Source organism: Lentzea albidocapillata (assembly GCF_000719115.1).
Taxonomy (GTDB): domain Bacteria; phylum Actinomycetota; class Actinomycetes; order Mycobacteriales; family Pseudonocardiaceae; genus Lentzea; species Lentzea albidocapillata.
Genome location: NZ_JOEA01000005.1, coordinates 223,084 through 242,648, shown reverse-complemented (window position 1 = coordinate 242,648; position 19,565 = coordinate 223,084). Strand labels below are relative to the sequence as shown.

The 19,565-nt window shown below is 70.7% G+C and carries 1 protein-coding gene (running past one end of the window); it reads right to left on the bottom strand.

Going from position 1 to position 19,565, the window contains the following annotated elements; genetic code table 11:
• A protein-coding gene (locus IG04_RS0108010) for a hypothetical protein (RefSeq protein WP_030475913.1) crosses the window boundary here: on the bottom strand, nucleotides 1-19,565 show its 5' portion. Its footprint begins 7,486 nt before the window's first position; 19,565 of the gene's 27,051 nt are visible here — the first part of the coding sequence; it begins with the start codon at nucleotides 19,563-19,565; the stop codon falls past the left edge of the window.

Sequence of the window (19,565 nt, the reverse complement as noted above, 5' to 3'; positions counted from 1 at the left end):
GCCTTGCCCTTGCTGCTGCGCGGGTTCGCGGCCGGGTCGTTCCAGCTCGGCAGGAACCGGGCCATGCCGGGGATGTCCCGCAGCGCGTCCTCGACCTGCGTCTGGACCTCCGCGGCGACCTCGAACTCGCCGACCTTGGCGTTGCCCGCGGCGATCGCGTCACCCATGTAGGGCGGCGGGAACTTCGTGCCCTTGTTGGAGTCGTCGACGATGGAGTGGCGCGTGCCGTCCGGCGTCGGCAGGCCCATCTGGCCCGCCTCGGGCAGGCCGACGCGCAGGTAGGTCGTGACGGGGATCTTGACGTTCTCACCGCTGGGCGTGCGGACCTCGACCTCGGCGGTCACCTTGTACAGACCGGTGTCGCCCTTGAGTTGGATGCCGCTCCTGTGCGCGGTGTTGATGCCCGCGTTGACGTTCTCCGCCTTGCGCGCGGAGTAGCCGGCCGTGACACCGGCCTGGCCTCCCACGACGTTCGGCAGACCGGTGTTGAAGCCGACACCGGCGGTGACGTCGCCACCGGACTTGGTCGTCGAGGACACACCACTGCTGTGCGCCGAGGTCTCGTGCAGGCGGAGCTGGCCGGTGCCGAGCGTGCCGACGAGCTGCGCGCTCTGCAGCGTCGCCTTCATCTGCACCGCGGCGCCCTTGCCGGCGTGCGGGCTGATCAGGTCCGGTGACGTGACGTAGGCGCCGCCGAGCATCGCGCCGAGGTTGTTGCGGATCTCGGTGGGGCTCAGGAAGTTCTGCAGCGCCTCACGGCCGGGCGAGCCGACCTTGACGATCGACGGGTGGAGCTTGCGCGCCACGTCGGCGAACGCCTTCGCCGGGTTGTCGACCGAGACCGCCTCGGGCGCGGGGTGCTCGAGCTTGGTGCCCCACCTGCCGTCCGCCGGCGTGACCGCGGCGGAGGTGTTGCCCGAGTTGGTGATCACGGCGAGGTCGTTCGGGATCTGCAGCGTCACGGAGGTATCGGTGTCGACCGTGGCGACGGGCCTGAGCCCACCGCCGGCGTTGGTCAGCGTGATGTCGTAGGACACGTTCACGGTGGCCTGCGTCGACCCCTCGCCCGCGCGGATGATCCGCTGGTCGGTGAGCGACGACGACATGCTCTGCGACTGCGCCGGCGTGGCGAACTGCGCCTTGCCGCCGAGCGAGCCGTACGCGCCGACGCCGCCACTGGCCGTGGCCGAGGCGCCGATGTCATTGGCCGTGGCGACGGTGTGTGTGGCCGACGACGAGTTGCCCGACTGCGCGGTCGCGTCGACCTTGACACCCGGCGCGGCCTGCGGGGCGATGTCCGTCTGCGCCTGCATGGTGGCGCGGATGTTCGCCTCGTACCAGTTGTTGCCGATCTTGACCTGGAAGTTGCGGCCCTTGTCCAGGAACGACTCGAAGTCGCCGTTGATCGCCTGCTGGATGCGGGCGGCGTCCTGGGGCTTGAGGTTCTCGATCGCGTTCGTGACGTTCTCGGCGCCCCGCACGTCCGTCGGCGCGATCGTGCCCAGCGCCCTGTTGTCCTGGAAGAAGCCCGGCAGTGCCTGCGTGCCCGGCATGACCTGACCGACGGGCTGCGGCGCGATCGTGGTCATCGGGATGACCGGGTTCGGCGTCGGCGGCGCCGGACGCGTCTCGGCCTCGGGTGCCGTCCACGCCGGAGCGTCCTGAGTGGACGTCTCCTGGACGGGCGGCGGCGGTGCCGGGCGGGTGTCCATCGAATCGTCGAGCGGCTGGTTCGCCGGGGCGTGCCGGGTGAACGCACTCCTGCCGTTGTCCTGCAGGCGGGCGTCGATCTCCAGCGGAGCCGGGAACACCGGCTTCCTCCAGGCGTTCGCCTTCCTGACGTCCGCTTCGGACGACCTGGAGTTGATCTCCGGCCGTGGCTCGAAGAACGGCTCGACGGTCACGGACCCGCCGGGTCCGTGGATCTTCAGCGGCCTGCCGATCTCGGTCGCGAGCAGCTTGGCGGCCAGTTCCTCCGCCTTGGCCAGCTTGGCGACGTCGGCCGGGTACGCCAGGGCGAACGGGTCGGCCGCGGGGTCGGTGACCGGCGGCGGTCCCGGTTCGACGAGCGCGGTGACCGGCGGCGGCGGGCCCGGTTCTACGAGCGCGGTGACCAGGTGGCCGTTGTCCAGACCGTGTTCCTGGCGGAACCTCGCGATCTCCTTGGTGATCGCGGGCGAGGAGATCGAGGCCTTCTGGACCGCACCGGCCCGCAACTCCGTCGCGGTCTTGATCGCCGGAGCGGCTTTCGCCTTGCCCTTCTTGCTGGAACCGGCCGCCGGGGGAGGAGCCTGGCTCGTCAGGGCGTCGTGCACGGCGTTGAACAGGCCGTCGGGCCGCGGGTCCCCGGCGATCGGCAGGATGCCGTGTTCCAGCGTGCCGAACGTGCGGGTGACGTTGCTCGTGTTGGCCGACATGGCCAGGTTGAGCATCGTGGCCATCTTCTGCTGCTTGTTGCCCGGCACGATGTGCTGGACATCGGCCTCGGTCCTGGGCTTCTTCGCCGGGGCCTTCTCGCCCTTGGCCGGCTTCTCCGCCACCGGCTTCTCCGGGTAGACGGTGGTGGGGTCGACCTGTGGGTCCACGCCCATGTGGCCGTGGCCGGGGATCGGCGCGGAGATCGCACCGCCGAGGGTGTTCTTGTCCTCCCAGCCGAGGTGCAGCGCGTCGAGCTGGGACGGCTGCCAGCCGCCGGACCTGCTCGTCTCCGTGCGGACACCGGTCTGCGGGTCGTAGCTGTACTCGTGCTGGGTGACCTGCTGGGCCTCGCGCTGCGAGTGCGGCTTGTTGCCGGGGTTCGGCGCGCCGCTCGCCCTGGGCTTCTTGTCGCCGTAGCCGTCGCGGATCTTCGCACCGGACACGTCGGCCTTGGCCGCCCTGTCGGCCTTGTTGTCCACCTTGCCGTCCGCGTCCGGCAGACCGCCGTACGCGCGGTTCGTCACCGAGGTGAGCGCGACGTGCGACTGCGGCCACTGCTTGCCCTCGGTCTTCGCGAAACCGAGCGCGAGGCGGGACAGGTCGGTGCCGACCGCGCCCTTGACGAAGTCGCTGGTGAAGTTCTCGCCGCGGTAGGGGTTGCGGTTGGTCTGCATGTCGACGTCGATGGCCGACTCGATGGTGTTCTTCGCGAGCGAGCCGTTGACCACCGCCTCGACCGCCGAGTCGATCGTGGCCTGCGGAAGATCGGGGCGCTGGGCCCGGTAGGTCGCTTCGACCTCGGACCTGAGCTGGGCGACGTCCGCCTCGGCCTTGTCGATCGCGGCCTGGAACCGTTGCAGGGTCACGGTTTCGGCCGGGTTCGGGGCACGGCCCTCCGCCGCGATGTCCGACTCCAGCTTCGCCTTGGCCTCGGCGAGCGACTCGCTGGGCTTCGGTGGCGCGGGCAGCTCGTTCTCGTGGAGGTCGACGAGCTCCTTGCCGGCGAACTCGTTGATCGAGTCGCTCAGGTCGCCGAACTCGTTGCCGCCGTCGCTGAACTTGACGTCCGGGTCCACGACCGCGACCGCCGCGTCCATGAACAGGTTGGGCTCCGGCGAGTAGGGCAGCAGCGGCGCCGAGTCCTTCTGGCGGCTCCGCGCGTCCATGTCGTCGCTCATCGCCTGCTGGAACTTCTCGGCGAACTCCGGTTTCGCGAGGTAGTCCTGCGCGACCTTCAGCTCTGCGAGCGCATCCGTGCGCTGCTTGGCCGTGAGCGTCGTGTCGTTCTTGATCGAGGCCCGTTCGGCGTCGATCCGCGCCTGGGTGTCCGTGACGAGCTTCGCCGGGTCACCGACGCGGTAGCCGCCCGAGTACAGCAGCGGGCGGATCGGGCCCACCTCCGTGCTCATCGACTCGGCGACGTGGTTGAAGACGTCCTTCTGGTTGCCGGAGACGAGACGCGAGCCGGTGTCGAAGTCCTGGAACGAGATGTACGGGTGGGTGCCCTTGCCGTTCATCGCGCCGATGGCGAACTTCGTGGCAGGGCTGTGCATCGTGCCGTTGCGCATCCGGCCGAACGGGAAACCGTCCTTCGGCGCGAACGGCGGCAGCGGCACGAGGGCGATCGGTTCCTTCCGGTTCGCCACGTGATCGTTCGCCTTGGCGATCTCGGTGCCGATCTTCGCGTCCGCGCCGGTCGGGCCGTTCACGCCGATCACGAACACCATGTCCTTGCCGAGAGGACCGGCGTCCTTCGTGATGGCGTCGATGACCTGGTTGATGTCGGCCTTGGGGTCGTTCAGCGCGCTGTGGCTCACGATCATGTTGACCACGAACGACGGGCGCCTGCCCTCCTCGACGCTCTTCTTCAGGTTGCCGAGGTAGTTCTCCCTCGTCGGCAGCTCGACCTCGACGCCGTTGGCGAGCTTCGCGAACGCGGGGTTGTAGGCGAAGTCGACTTCGCCCAGCGAGAGCTTGTCCAGCTCCGCGGCCAGGTTGTCGAGGCCGGAGTCGCTCCGGTCGTCCGAGTCGACGTCCATCGCGGAGCCGGTGTTGCTCGGCCCGGCCTCGGTGTTGGTCCAGGCGTCGGCGGCCGGCTTCTTCTTGGTGATCCGGTCGTCGACCGGGGTGCCGCTGTCGCTCTCGGGGGAACGGTCGCGCTTCGGCACCACCGGCCGGGTGTCGCCGTCCGGCGTGGAGTCCGGCGTCGTGCTCGGCGGCGTGATGGCCGGGCCGTGCGAGTCCAGCCTGGTGTCGGGCACCATGACCTGGCTGTTGGCCGTGCGCTCGACGAGCCACAGGTGCCGCGGCCGCAGACCGGGCTCCTTGCCGTGGACGTCGGCGCCCATCATGCCGCCGTCGTCCTTGTGCACACCGGAGCTCGTGTCGTGCTGCTGGAACACGCGCGACTTGTCGCTGTACTCGTCCGGGATGCCGAGGTAGTGCAGCGTCTCGTGCGCGAGAACCTCGGGACTGGTACCGGGCTTCCAGTGCGTCTGGTCGACGTTCGGGTTGGCCGGGTCGACCTTGATGCTGGTGTGGGCGTCGGCCCTGTTGTCGGTGAACTCCAGGTTCAGGTGGAACTGGTCACCGCTGGGGAGCCGGAAACCCTGGTTCAGCAACGAGTCGACGCCGTTGGCGGCGTTCTCCCTGACCTGCGCGACGACGTCCGGGTCCGCGGCGGAGTCGAGGTGCACCTTGACGGTGTACTCCTGCACGAAGTTGCCGGGCGAGGTCTCGATGCGGCGCAGGTCGTAATTGATGAGGCCCTGGTAGGACTTCAGCTTCGACGGCGTGCTGTCGGTGCGGACGTCGTGCACGACCACGTCGACCGTCTTGACGTTCGCGCCGGCCCTGCGGTCCGCCCACGTGCTCGGGTCGGCCGGCTTGCTCGGCGCGAACCAGTCGGCGGTCTTCGCGGGGTCGTGCCGCCACGACTCGTCGGTGAGGACGTCCTTGCCCCGGTGGGACTCCGGGGTCGGCGGGGTCATCGCGGGCGGCGCACCGCCGCCGCGGACCTTCTTCGGTGGCGCGTCGGTCTTGGCGTCGCCGTTCGCGGGAGCGGGACGCGGCGAACTCGTCTCGGCACCGCTCCTGCTGGTCTCCGCCGCGGACTCGGGCTGCGGAAGGGACGGCGGCGGCGTCCGGCCGGCGTCCGGGGTCGTCGTGGAGGCGGTCGTGGTCGACGTGGGCGGCACCGGCGGCGGGGTGTTCGCGGTGGTGTTGAACGAGGTGACCTCGGTGTCCACCTTGGCCTTGGCGTCCCACCACAGCTTCTGTTTGGCGTCCGCCTCGCGCCGGGCCGCGTCGAGCCTGGTCTCCGCGTCCTTGATCGCCTGCTCGGCCGCGGTCTGCTCGTCCACGAGCTTCTGGCGCGCGTCCTCGGCGGCGGTGCGGGCGGCGTCGGCCTCGGCGGCGACCTGCTGCTGTGCCTGGAGTTCGGCACGGGCGTCGGTCGCGGCCTGGCGCTGTGCGTCGAGTTCCGCACTCACGTCGGCGACCTGCTGCTGGGCGTCGGTCAAGGCGGTGTGCGCCGCGTCGGCCTCCTGCGTGAGCCGGTCGATCTCGGCCTGCGGCGCACCGTTGGCCCGCGCGTCGCTGACCGCGTTGCCGGCCACCTGCGCGTCCTGGCTCAGCGACACGACCTGCGCGTTGAGGTCCTTGATCGTGGCGCGGGTCTGGCCCGCGTCCCTGATCGTGGTGTCGAACGCCGTCTGGACCGGCGTGACCTTGGCCTCGGCGTCCAAGTGGGCGTCGATGGCCGTGTTCAACGCCGTTGCGGCGTCACCCAGGGGCCTGTCGGTCCTGGCGAGTACGGCCGCGGCCTCGTTGATCGCGTCCTGGGCGTCGTGACGGGCCTTCTCGACGTCCTGCTCCGCGGTCCGCCAGTCGTCGGCCGCCTTCTTGACGTCGGTCTGGGCGTCCTTGAGCGAGTCGCTGAGCTGCTGGTTCAGCATGGTCTCGACCTCGGCGGCGGGCATGCGCACGCCGGCCGAGCCGGGCACCGTCAGGTCGACGACACCGGTCTTGCCACCGATCGTCGCCACCACGCGGTACTCGACGTCGAACTGCACGAGACCGGTGCGGGACGCGTCCTTGGGCTTGACGTTGCCGCCCTCGGCCTGCGAGGGACCGCCGGACACCGCGGAGGAGTCCTCACCAGCGTGCCGCAGCTCGACACCGCCGGTGCCGAAGTTGACGGTGTCCGTCGGGGCGCCCTGCTTGACCGCCGCGCTGCCCTGCGCGAGACCGACCGACACGTCGGCGGTCTCGGAGACCTTGGCCTCGCTGGAGGTCTCGGTGGTCTTCGTGGCGAGCGGGTTCTCGATCTTGACGTCGTCGCTGAGCGATCCCAGCCGCGGGTTCACCAGCTTCGCGTAGACCTTGACGTCGGCGTCCTGCCCGAACGTCAGCGCGGCTTCCTTCAGGCCGGGCACGTCGAGCGGGCCGGACAGCATCGACGGCAGGTGCGGCTGCAGGTTCTCCGGGCTCAGCGTGGAGAACAGGCTGTTGAGCGAGCCGGTGCCCTTGCCGGTCAGGCCCTTGCCCGCGCCGGCCTCCGTCATCGCCTTCACCGCGGCGTCACGCAGGTCCTTGGCACCGCGCAGGTTCTCCACCGACGCGGTCGCCGGCAGCTGCGAGGCACGGGTGTCCTGCTGGAACGCGAACGTCGCCTCAGGGGTGCCGAACTCGCTGCTGCGCTTGCTGGCCGCGGACATGTACGGCTGCGTGTCCGCGCCGCCCGCGACCTTCTGGTTGTCCGCGTGCGTGCGGACCTTCATCTCCTGCGGGCCGCTCTCGGCCTTCGCGATCTCCTTGGAGCCCTTTTCGACGACCAGCTCGAACTCGACCGGCACGGTGTACTGCGCCGCCGGACCGCTGGCCGTGCGGGTGTGGCTGAACGCCTCGCTGGTCGAGGTCGTCACCGAACTGCTCGTGCTGCCACCGATGTTCGCGCCCGCGCTGACACCCGCGGTGCCCGAGACGTTCGGGTTCGCGCTGCCCGGCGAGGCGAGGCCCGGTGCCCTGACGCCGGCACCCCAGCCGGTGCCGCGGCCGGTGCCGTCGCTCTCCTTGCGGGAGCCGCCGGCGTTGTGCGACATGTCCACGCCGTCGTTGACGACCTGGTCGAACCTCGGCGTGCCCGCCTTAGCGCGCAACGTGACCTGGTAGGAGTCCTTGCCGAACGTGCCGGGCTGGTGCACCAGCAACGGCACGCCGCCGTCCAGCGCGCTGTCGATCATCGCCTTGACGCTCGCCGGCGAGTTGAGGTCGACGATGCGCTGGAGGTTGCTCATCGAGTCCTTGAGGACCGAGTCCGGGATCAGCGCGTCGCTGCCGAACCTCTTGGTCTTCGCGGACAGCTCGGCGGTGAGGTTGTTGACCACACCGGAGAGGTCCGGCACCGACTCCACATTGGACAGACCGAGCGCACCGGGCTCGTTGGTCGCCACCGTCGAGGGCGGCGCCATCGTCGGGAAGTCCGGCTTGGGCACGGTCGACTCGACCTTGGGCAGCACGCCCATCTCGCGCGCGACGTCCTCCGACACCCGCACGAACACCGACTTCGGCATGTCCACCTTGACGCCCTCGGCGTGCGGTGTGCCGCCGTGCAGGAAGTTCCCCGCGCGGCTCTCGCCGACGATGGTGAACTCGGCGTCGATCTGGACCAGCACGGTCCGGGCGTCGCCGGGGGTGGTGCGGCCGCGGTCGACGGTGCCGCCGATCTCGTTCGACGTGGTCTTGCTGTCCGACCACGGCGTGATCTTGCCGGTCACCGCGGCGCCACCGGAACCGCTGGGGTTCGACGGCGTGCCCGCGGGCGGCGGGGTGACGTTCGGACGCACCGGGACGTTGATGCCGGCGGTGAGGTCGACGGACCGGCTGGTCGTGGACGACTCACCGGCCTTGTAGCCGCCGCTGACCGAGTTGTCGGCGCCGGTGGTGTCCGAAATGGACACCAGCTTCGCGTCGCCCAGCTTCACGGACATGCCGATGGCACCGGAACGGTCGGTGACGCGCCGGTCGTACTTCAGGCCCTGCTCCTGCACACCGGTCTCGATGAGCCGCTGCAGGTTCGCCTTGATGTTCTCCGGAGCGAACATCTTGTCGATCTGGGCACGGGACGCGGTGCCCGGCGTGGTGAGCGCCGAGTCGCCGCCGGCCGCGCGGTTGAGCGCGTCGATCGCCTCGTCGCGCAACGCGGTCGTGTTCGCGACCGCCTCGACGTTGAGGAACTCCGGCGACTTCGGCCGCGCTTCCTTCGGGCTGAGCAGGTCCTTGACGGTCGGGGAGTTCTCGAGCGACGTGGCCAACGGGTCACCGGGCTTGAAGCCGTCGCCCGGGTCGTTCTTGAGGGTCGAACCGTCCGACACCCACAGGTTGACCTTGCCGTCGATCTTGTCGAGGCCCGCGCCCGTCTTCGCGACAGTCGTCACCTCGGGCGAGTGGAATCCGGGCGCTCCGGGCACGATGGTGCGCACCCACGTGCGGGGCCGGGTGAAGGTCGTGATCTCGACCTCGAACTCGACGTCCTGCTGGAACACCTGGGCGTCCGGGCTGCCGGGGTTCGACGACGTGCTGCTGACCGCCGGTCCGGCCGAGGTCTTGTCGGTCCACGAGTGGTTGTAGGACACACCGGCCTGCGGCATCGGGGTGAGCGCGGCGACGCCGGTCTTGACCGGGATGTTGACCCGGCCCTGCACGCCACCGGTCCAGCCCTTGGTGGTGCTGGTGCTGGCGTCGAGCTTCGGACCGGTCGTGGTCGAGTCGCTGACCGCGTGCGCGTCGGCCTGGCCGAGGTGCTTCGGGTTGCTGACCTTGGCCTTGACCGTGACGTTCACGTAGGTGTTCGTCGTCTTGCCGGAGTTCTTGAGCTGCACCTGGACGCCCGGACCGAGCAGGCTGTCCATGTTGGCCTTCAACGCGGCGGGGGAGAGCGTCGCCGCGATCTTGCGCTGGTTCGCGAGCTGCTCGGCGACGTCGGCGAAGCCCTGGCCCTTGCTGCTGCGCGGGTTGGCGTCCGGGTTGTTCCACTTCGGCAGGAACTTGTCGAAGCCGGGCAGTTCCCGCAGCGCACCCTCGACCTGGCCCTGCACCTTGTTGGCCGGCGTGAACTCGCCGACCTTGGCGTTGCCGGCGGCGATCGTGTCGGCGACGTACGGCGGCAGGAACAACGCGCCCGCGGTGGCCGGGTCGGTGATCGAGTTCCTGGTGCCGTCCGGCGTGGGCAGCCCCACGGCACCGGCCTCGTTGAGGCCCATGCGCATGTGCGTGGTGACTTCCATCTTCACGCTGTCACCGGCGGGCGTGCGGACCTCGACCTCGGCCGTCACCTCGTACAGGCCGGTCTCGGACTTCACGCCGATGCCGGTCTTGTGGCTGCTGCTCGACCCGGCGTTCACGCCTTCCGCGGTGCGCGCGGAGTAGGTCGCGGTCGCGCCGACCGTGCCGCCGACCTGGCCGGGCACGCCGATGTTGCCGCCGAACCCGGCGGTGGCGTCGAACCCGGTCTTGGTGGTCGCGGACACACTGCTGCCCCAGGCAGAGGTGTCCTTCAGGTCCAGTCCCGCCTCGGCCGCCGTGCCGACGAGCTTCGCGTCCTTGAGCGTCGCCGACATCTGCACCGCGCCGCCCTTGCCGGCGTGCGGGCTCATCAGGTCGGGCGAGGTGACGAAGCCGCCGAGCATCGAGGGCAGGTTGTTGCGGATCGAGGTGGGGCTCAGGAAGTTCTGCAGCACCTCGCGACCGGGCGAGCCGATCTTCGTGATGGACGGGTGCAGGCCGGCCGCGACGTCGGTGAACGCCTTGCCGGAGTCCTTGACCACCACGGCTTCCGGCACCGCGTTCTCGATCTTCGTGCCCCACTGCGCGTCGGCGGGCGGGGTCATGTCCGAGGTCTTGCCGGAGTCGACGATCGTGCTGAGGTCCGCCGGGATCTGCAGCGTGACGTCCGGGCCGGTGCTCAGGGTCGCGAACTGCTTCGGGTTGCCGCTCGCGTCGGTCAGCGTGATCTCGTAGGAGACCGGGACGGTGACCTTCTTCGAGCCGTCGTCCGAACCCTTGATCGCGCGCTGTTCGGTGGTGCTGTTCGTGTTCGACTGCGAGACCGCGGGCGTCGCGAGCGCCGCCTTGCCGCCCGCCGAGCCGTACGGGCCCATCGGGACACCGGCCGTCGCCGAACCGCCGACGTCGTTGGACGTGGCGATGGTGTTCGTCGTCGTGGTCGACGTGGCGGCCTGGTAGTTCTTGTCCACCTTGGTGTCGGCGGTGGTCTTGACGTCCGTGGCGGCGTCCGCGTGCATCTCGGCGCGGATGTTCGCCTCGAACCAGGCGTTGCCGATCTTCACCTGGAAGTTGCGGCCACCGTCGAGGAACGTCTCGAAGTCGTTCTCCAGCGCGTTCTTGATCCGCGCCTGGTCGTCCGGCTTGAGGCCGCCGATCTCGGCCACGACCGCGTCCGCGCCGCGGACCTCGGTCGGCGTGATCGAACCGAGCGCCTTGTTGTCCTGGAAGAAGCTCGGCAGGTTCGTGCCCGGCACCTGGCCGACCGGCTGCGGCGCCACGGTGGTCATCGGGATGACCGGGTTCGGCGTCGGCCTGGGCGGCGCGGGACGGGTCTCGACCTCGGTATCCGAGTCGGGAGCCGACCGCGTGTCCGTGTCGGGCGCGGGCGGAGCGGGGCGCGTGTCCGCGTCGGCGTCCGCGTTCTGGCGCGCTTCCTGGACCTCCTGGGTGAAGTCCCGCAGGGCCTCGAGGTGGCCGGTGTTGTGGCCACCCGCCTGCGCGTCCTGGATCTGCTGGTCGAGGTGGGTCTGCACGGCCGCGATGTCGGCGTCGCTGAACTGGCGCCAGCCGTAGGAGTTCGGGTCGGCGGGCTGCTGGAGCGCGTACGCGGTGAGCGCGGCGTCGCGGTTGTTCGTGAACTGGTCGACCCGGTTCTGGGCGCGCTCGATCTCGCGGTTCGCCTGGTCCTGGCGCACCGCCTTCTCGTCGAGCATGTCCTGGGTCTTGAGAGCGTCGGGCACCAGGTCGGCGGCCTTCCACCGGTTGTCGGCGTCCTCGGCCCTGGCGAGTCCGTCCCGCGCGGACTGCGTCTGCCGGTCGTAGACCTCGGGACCGCCGATGGACCGGTAGTTGGTGTCGATCTGGCTCTGGATCGCGGCCGCGCGCTCCGGGTTGCCGCGGTACGCCGGGTCCTGCAGCATTTCGCGCAGTGCCGCGGAGTCCAGGCCGTACAGCGACGCCTCGAACGACCGCTGCGGCGAACCCTCCACCAAGGGGCCGAAACCGCCGGGGACGACGAGGTCCACGTCCGCGACCGCGGGCCGTGCCGACGGGTCCTGCATGAACGGCTGAGGCCGCGGGCGGGGCTCGGCCGCCGGCGCGGGCTGTCCCTGCTGGTTCTCCTCCGCCGTGGTGCGGTCCTGGACGTCGTTGCCGGACTGGACCGACGCGGAGTCGTCCGTGTGGACCGACGGGGCGTCGTTCTGGCCGGCGGCGGGGTCGTACGGCTGGATCGGGCCGCTCTGGTCGTCGATCCGGAGGTCCCTGAGCGTGCCGGCCAGCCGATCCAGGTCCGGGGTGGGCTGGCCGGTGGCCCGTGCGTCGTTGATGAGGCCCTCGACGTGGCTCTCGAGGTCCGCGACGTCCTTCGGCGTCACCGACTGCCATCCGGGGGCGTCCGGGTCGGCCGGCAGGTTCAACGCGTACGTGGTGAGCGCGTCGTTGCGGTCGAACTGCAGCCGGTTGAGCTCGTTGTTGAGCTCCATCTCGTGCAGCTTGAGGTTCTGCTGCTCCGCTTGGCGCTGGGCCTGGTCGGTGCGCATCAGTTCGGTCTTGAACGCCTCCGGCAGCGCGTCGGTGATGTTCTTCAGGTCGTTGATCTGGTCGCGCGTGTTCTTGATGTCGCCCTGCAGGTCGTGCAGGTGCTGCCCGATGCCGCCCTGTTTCTGGGCGGCTTCCTGGTTGCGGGACATCTGGTCGATCTCGAACGTGCGGTCCGGGTTGCCCTGGTACTGCGTCTTCAGTTCGTTGAGCTCGGCGGAGGACTTGCCGAACAGCGAGGCCTTGAACGCGGCGTGCTCCTGCCTCGCCTGCGTCTGGGCGCGTTCCTGGGCCTCCCGGACCTCCTGCGCCTGGGCCTGCCTCGCGGCCTCGCGCTCGGCGGTCCTGGCGGCGTTCTCCCTGTTGGTCTCCTGGAGCCGGTCCAACCGCTCCACGACCTCGTGCATCAGCAGGGCCTTGTCGACCCGGTTGCTGTACTCGGGGTTGGTCGCGAACGACAGCTGGTGCTCCGACTGCCGCACCACCGCCTCGGCTTCGGCGATCTTCGCGTCGACCTCGGCGGAGCTGTAGCTCAGGCCGTCGCCGAACCACCGGTTCATGAAGCCGTTGAAACCGGTGTAATCCTCCTTGGCCTCGCGGAACTCCTGCAACAGCCCGTTGGCCTTGTCCACCTGGGCGGTCAGGCCGTCCACACCGTGCCGGGTGATCTGGGCCATCGCGGCGCTTGCGTCCGGCTCGTTGAGCACCCGCTCGTGCAGAGCCTTCAGCTCCGTGGTGTCGAACCCGGCCTTCTCCGCCGCCGCGATCTCCTGGGTGAGGTGGGTGTCGAGCTGGGCGAGCGCCCGCGGGCGGACGTTCGCGAGCTTGTCCGCGTTCGGGCCCGCGACGAAGTTGTCGACGGCGTGGGTCAGGCCCACCCTGGGACCTGCGTCCCGGATGGAGTCGATCTGCTTGGTGACGTTGTCGAGGAGATCGGTGTCCCGCGCGATGTCCTGCTGGATCTGGGCCTGGTTCTGGCGTTCCTGTTTCGTCTGGAGCGCTTCGGGCTTCCAGGTCGACTTGGACTTCGAGTCGTCGATCCGGTTCTCGAGCTTCGCCTGCTGGTCCAGCAGGTCCTTCATGAACACCTGCGGACCGCCGGGGTGCGCGGCCGCGCGCTTGATCAGCTGGGTCTGCTGTGCCGCGTTGTAGAGGCCCTCGTCCTGACGGCCCTTGTACAGGTCACCGATGGTCTGGTTGACCTCCGCGGAGGACTTGCCCCCGAGCCAGGCCTCCATGCCCGCGCGGACTTCCTGCGGCGTCGGAGCACCGAGCGCACCGAAAGTGCCGTTCTGCGAGCTGACCTGCACCTGCGGCGCGCCGTCCGGACCGTGGACGGTCTGCACGCCGTTGTTGTCGACGACGACCTGCACGCCCAGCGACTGCGCGATCGTGTCGGGCAGGTGGGCGCCGACCTGGGAGTCGGCCCACGCCGGCGTCTGCAGACCCTTGGTGACCAGGTCGGCCGACGTCGGCATCGCGCCGTTCTCTTTCACCTGCTGCGTGACGTGGCTGACCACGTCGGCGTCGCCCGGCTTCATGCCGTCGGTGCTCACGACGTCCCAGCGCTTCGACGTCCCGTTCGCGAGGTCGTTCGCGAGGTTCGCCCGCCACTGGTCCACCTTGGCGTCACCGGTGAGGCCGGGCACGTTCGGTTCCAGGTCGGGGTGGAACTTCGCCAGCGTGTCGGGGTCGACCTGGCTCGCCACCCAGCTCGACAGGCCGTTCGGAGTGAGACCGGGGTGGTCGTGGTTCTGCGGGTTCTGCCGGACGTCGTCCAGGACGCTGTCCACAGTGGACTGGACGTCGCCGGCGCCGACCAGCGGCGAGGCGTTCGCGACCGGCACGTTCTGGAACGCGGCGCTGCGCAGCACCGACTCGACCAGACCGACCTTGTCCAGGTTCGGCAGGTGCGTCTGGTTGGGCCGGACGTCGGCGTCCACGTCGCCGGGGAAGGCGCCCGGCATGGGCGCCGGCCTCGTGTCCGTTGCGGGGTTCGAGGTGCTGGAGTCGGTGGACGGCGTGGGGCTGCTGTCCGGAGTGGACTTGGGAGTCCAGTCCGCGGGCGGCGGCACGGTCGCGGGGCCGGCCGGGTCGATCGTGGTGTCGGGCACCGCGACCTGGCTGTTGGCGGTGCTCTCGATCAGCCACAGGTGACGTGGCCGGATGCCGGGGTCGTCCAGATGGACGTCGTCGCCCATCATGCCGCCGTCGTTCTGGTGGACGCCCGAGTTGGTGTCGTGCTGCTGGAAGACGCGGGTCGAGTCCTTGTACTCGTCCGGGATTCCCAGGTAGTGCAGAGTTTCGTGCGCCAGGACCTCGGGGCTGGTGCCGGTGCCCCAGTGCGTCTGGTCCGGGTTGGTGGTCTTGTCGTCGACCTTGATGCTGGTGTGCGCGTCGGCCTTGTTGTCGGTGAACTCGAGGTTCAGGTGGAACTGGTCACCGCTGGGCAGCCGGTGGCCCTGGTTCAGCATGGAGTTCACGCCGTTGGCGGCGTTCTCCTTGACCTGCGCGACGGCCTCCGGCGTCATGTTCGCCGCAGGGTCGATGTGCACCTTGACGGTGTACTCCTGCACGAAGTTGCCGGGGCTGGTCTCGATGCGGCGCAGGTCGTAGTTGATGAGTCCCTGGTAGGACTTGATGTTCGACGGCGTGCTTTCCGTGCGGACGTCGTGGACCGTCACGTCGACGGTGCGGACGTCCGTGTCGTTGCGGCGGTCGGCCCAGGTGCTGCGGTCGGCCGGGTTGCTCGGGTTCGACCACTCCGCGGTCTTGGCGGGATCGTGCCGCCACGACTGGTCGGTGAGGACTTCCTTGCCCTTGTGCGACTCCGGGGTGGGCGGGGTCATCGCCGGCGGCGCACCGACCTTCGGCACGTCCTTCCTGGTGCCGTCGGGGTTCAGGTTCGAGGCCGGAACAGGCGGTGCCGGGGGCGCGGGCGGGGCCGGCGGGGCCGACGCGGGCGGGGTTGCCGGGGCGTCCCTGGTCGGCGTCGGACGGTTGTCACCGGGGTTGTTCTGTGAGGGCGCGTTGTTGTCCGCGGCCGTGTTGGTGTCGGTGTCCGGCTTGACGTCGGTGTCGGCGTTGCCGGGCGACGGAGGCGCGGAACGGGTGTCGTTCTTGGCGTCGCCGTCCTTCGCGTTGTCCTTGCCGTTGCCCGGGTCGGGACCGTCGTCGTTGCCCTTGTCGTTGCCGTTGTCGGCGGTGTCCGGCTTCGGCTGGGGGTTGTTCTCCGCGACGGCGTCCTTCAGCACGTCCCAGGCCGGCGTGACGCCCGGTTCGGTGTCGTGGTCCTTGTGCGGGCGGTCCTGCTGGAACGTGTCCGGGTTCTGGTCGAGGATCTTGTAGGACCCGTGCTCGGCGAAGTCGTCGAAGGCCTCGTTGCGGAACGCGTCGCCCAGCGGGTGCCTGAAGGGGATCTCGTGCGTTTCGATGCTGTCCCGGAAGTCCTGACGGGCATCCGCGCGGCCGGTGCCGTCCAGGTACTGCTCGTAGAGGCCCTGGAGCCTCGACCCCGGCTGCGCGGCGGCGTTGATCGTGTTGTTGATGTCGTTGCGGTTGGTCGCCTCGTGGATCGCGAACGCCTGCACGTGGGCGTCCGACCCGTTGTTGGCCATGTGCTGCTGCAGCTGGCTCTGCGCCGACACCAGCGACAGACCGCCCTGCGTGTAGTCGATCAGCAGCACGTCCTTGCCGGGAGGCAGGTCGCCCAGGAACTCGCCGAAGTGCTGGTCGAGCATGTCCTGCTGCTGATCGGTCAGCGGCTCGGTCCTGGGTTTGCCATCGGGTCCGATGTACGCCGGGGCGAGGATCGAGTTCGGGTCGGAGGGCAGCGGCCGGAAGTTCGACAGCGGGATGGACACCGCGTCGTGCCCCTGGTTCTGCAACGCGGCGACCACGGCGGCCGGACTGCGGCCCAGACCGACGTAGTTGAACTGCTCCGGCGGGTACTTGGTCGTGATGTCCGTGGCGAGGTCGTTCACCGCGTTCAGCACGTGCTGCTGCTCTTGGATGTTCTGCTCGGCCGCGACGCCCATCATCTCGCTGTGGAAGTCCGCGGCGTTGTTGACGTCGTACACCTCCGGCTTGCGGTTGCCGCCACCCAGCTCGCCGTTGTAGAGCAGCGGGTGGATCGCCGTTTCGACAGTGGTTCCCGGCGGCACGGTGACCCCGTTGTCCGCCAGCCACTGCTTGGTCATGTACGGCGTCAGGCCGACCGTGGTGTTCCCGTCGACCCTGATGCTGACGAACTCCGACGGCTTGTTCGGCCCGTACTTGAGTTCGCCGTTCGCGTCCGGCCAGTAGCCCGAGTCCTTCTTCGGGTCCTCGGCCCGGTAGCTGTCCACCCGCTGCTCGACCGTCTGGAACTCCACGGCGTCCTCGTACACCGAGTCGGTGTCGCTGTCCGTGTCGTTGCTCGGGTTGTTGCCGGACCGCTGGCCCTGGTTGTTCGGCGAGGCCGGCCTCGGTGCGGGCGTGACGACCGGCGCCACGACGACCTCGGGCGTGGCGTTGGGGTTCGGCGCCGCGCCGGTGGGCGGTGCGGGCGCCGGACGCGTCTGCGCGGGCGGCGGCGTGGTCGTGTCCGGGGTGGGCTTCGGCTGGACCGGGGGAGCGTTGGTCTCGGGCTTCGGCGTGTTCGCCGGGGGAACGTTGGCCTCGGGCCGCGGCGATGGCACGGCTGCGGGCGGCGTCGCGGCGTTCGGCGGCGGGGTGTTCACCGGTGGGGTGCTGGCCGGGGGAGTGCTGACCGGGGGTGCCGGGCGCGTCTGTGCGGGTGGTGCGTCGGTGCGCGGCGGTTGTGTGGACGGTGTGGTGTCCGTGCGCGGCGACGAGGTGTTCGCGGGTGGGACGTTGGCCGAGGGCGCGTTGGTCGTCGGGTTGGCTGAGGGCGTGTTGGTGTTCGGCGTGGGTGACGGGGTGTTGACCGGTGGGGTGCTGACCGGGGGTGCCGGGCGCGTCTGTGCGGGTGGTGCGTCGGTGCGCGGCGGCTGTGCGGAGGGCGTGGTGTCGGGGCGCGGCGACGGGGTGTTCGCCGGTGGGATGTTGGCCGAGGGCGTGTTGGTGTTCGGCGTGGGTGACGGGGTGTTGACCGGTGGGGTGCTGGCCGGGGGTGCCGGGCGCGTCTGTGCGGGTGGTGCGTCGGTGCGCGGCGGTTGTGCGGACGGCGTCGTGTCCGCGCGCGGCGATGGCGCGTTCGTGGTCGGTGCGGGCGACGACACCGGTGGCGCGGCGGGAGCCGGGCGCGACTGGGCGGGCGGCGGCACGTTCGCCGCGGGCGGCGGCGTCGACACCGGCGGCGTGCCCGGCCGGGACTGGGCGGGCGGTGCGGTGTTCGGGGTGGTCGTCGGGGGAGCAGTGGCCGCCGGGGGCGCGGTGGCGGCCGGGGGCGGGGTCAGCGGCGTCGGCTTCGGTGCCGGAGGTGGCGTCGAGGGCGACGTTGCCGGTGGGGCCTTGGTGATGGTGCTGTCGGGCGTTGGGGGCTTGGGTGCGTCGAAGACGCCCTTCGCGCCGCCGCCGGCAGGGCTGAACTTGCTGCCGCCGCGTTCGCCGCCGGTCGCGCCGGGGGTCGCTCCCGGTGCCATCGGCGGGGCCATACCGGGTGCGGCCGAGGCGGGTGGCGTCATACCGGGAGCCACGGCGCCGCCGCGCGGGCCCGCGCTCTGCGGCGGGGTGCTGGTGACGGCGCTCTGGGCGCCGGGCGTCGTCGCAGCCGGGGTGCCGGGAACGCCGGGAACCCCACCTGGCTTCGGCGCGCCGGAGCCGGGGGTGGAACCGGGAGGAGTCGCGCCGCCGGGAGTGGTGCCACCGGGAGTGGTGCCGCCTGGAGTGCCGGGCGTCGCGCCACCGGCCGGCGGCATGGTGGGCGACGGCTTCGGCGCGGGCGGGGGAGTCGAGGGTGAGGTGGCCGGTGGGGCCTTGGTGATGGTGCTGTCGGGCGTTGGGGGCTTGGGTGCGTCGAAGACGCCCTTCGCGCCGCCGCCGGCAGGATTGAACTTGCTGCCGCCGCGTTCGCCGCCGGTCGCGCCGGGGGCCGCGCCACCCATCGGCGGCGCCATGCCGGGCGCCATGCCGCCGGGCGTCGCGCCGCCACGGGAAGGCGGCGTCACCGCGTTCTGCGGGCCGGGAGCGGTCGTGGCGGGCTTGGTGCCGGCGGTGTTACCGGGGTTGCCGGGACCGTTGTAGCCGGGTGCCGTGGGCGTGAAGGGCGCGGGGCCCTTGGCGCCGCCGCCGGGCGTCGTGCCCTTGCCGCCGGGAGGGGTCGCGCCGACGCCGCCCGGAGTCGCACCAGGGGTCGCGCCGCCCTTGCCGCCGGGGTTGCCGGGACCGGTGTAACCCGGTGCCGTGGGCGTGAAGGCGGCCGGGCTCTTGACGCCGGGAGTGGCGCCGCCGCCCTTGCCACCGGGGTTGCCGGGGCCGGTGTAACCGGGCGCGGTCGGGGTGAAGGGCGCGGGACCCTTGACGCCGCCGGGCGTGGCACCGCCACCGCCCCTGGTGGTGGGCGGCGCTCCGGCCGCGGGTCCGCCGGACGTGTTCACACCGGATGTCGCGTTGCCGCCGCCACCCTTGATGTTCGGTGCCGCGCCGACAGCCGCGCCACCGGGGCCCTTGACGCCCGAGGTGGTGTTGCTGCCGCCACCCTTGAGGTTGGGTGCCGCACCGGCGACCGGTCCGCCGGGCGTGTTCACGCCCGAGGTCGCGTTGCCGCCACCGCCCTTGATGTTCGGCGCCGCACCGGCGGCGGGACCACCGGCGGTGTTCACGCCGGACGTCGCGTTGCTGCCGCCACCCTTGATGTTCGGTGCCGCGCCGACAGCCGCGCCACCGGGACCCTTGACGCCGGACGTGGCGTTGCTGCCGCCACCCTTGATGTTCGGTGCCGCGGCGGTCGGGCCTCCGCCCGGTCCCCGGACGCCGGACGTGGCGTTACCGCCGCCCTTGACGTTCGGTGCCGCGGCGGTCGCGCCTCCGCCCGGTCCCTGGACGCCGGACGTGGCGTTACCGGCGCCGCGCACGTTCTTCGCGTCGGTGGTGGGGTCGATCGACTTGATGTTGGTCTGGTTGGTCTGGTCGACCTGCGTCGAAGTCTGGTGCGTGGCCTTCAGGTTGGTCTGGACGTCCGTGAACGCCTTGGCGCCCCGGTCGGCCTGGGAGACCGCGTTGTCGTTCGACGCGTTGAGCGCCGGCACCGCGAACAGGCCGATGGGGCCGAGCGCGTTGCCGCTGAAGTTCAGGCCCCGCAGGCCGGACGAGATGCTCGACAGCCGGGACCCCAGGTCACCCGCCTTGCCCTGCAACCCCTGCATCGAGGAGTCGCTCAT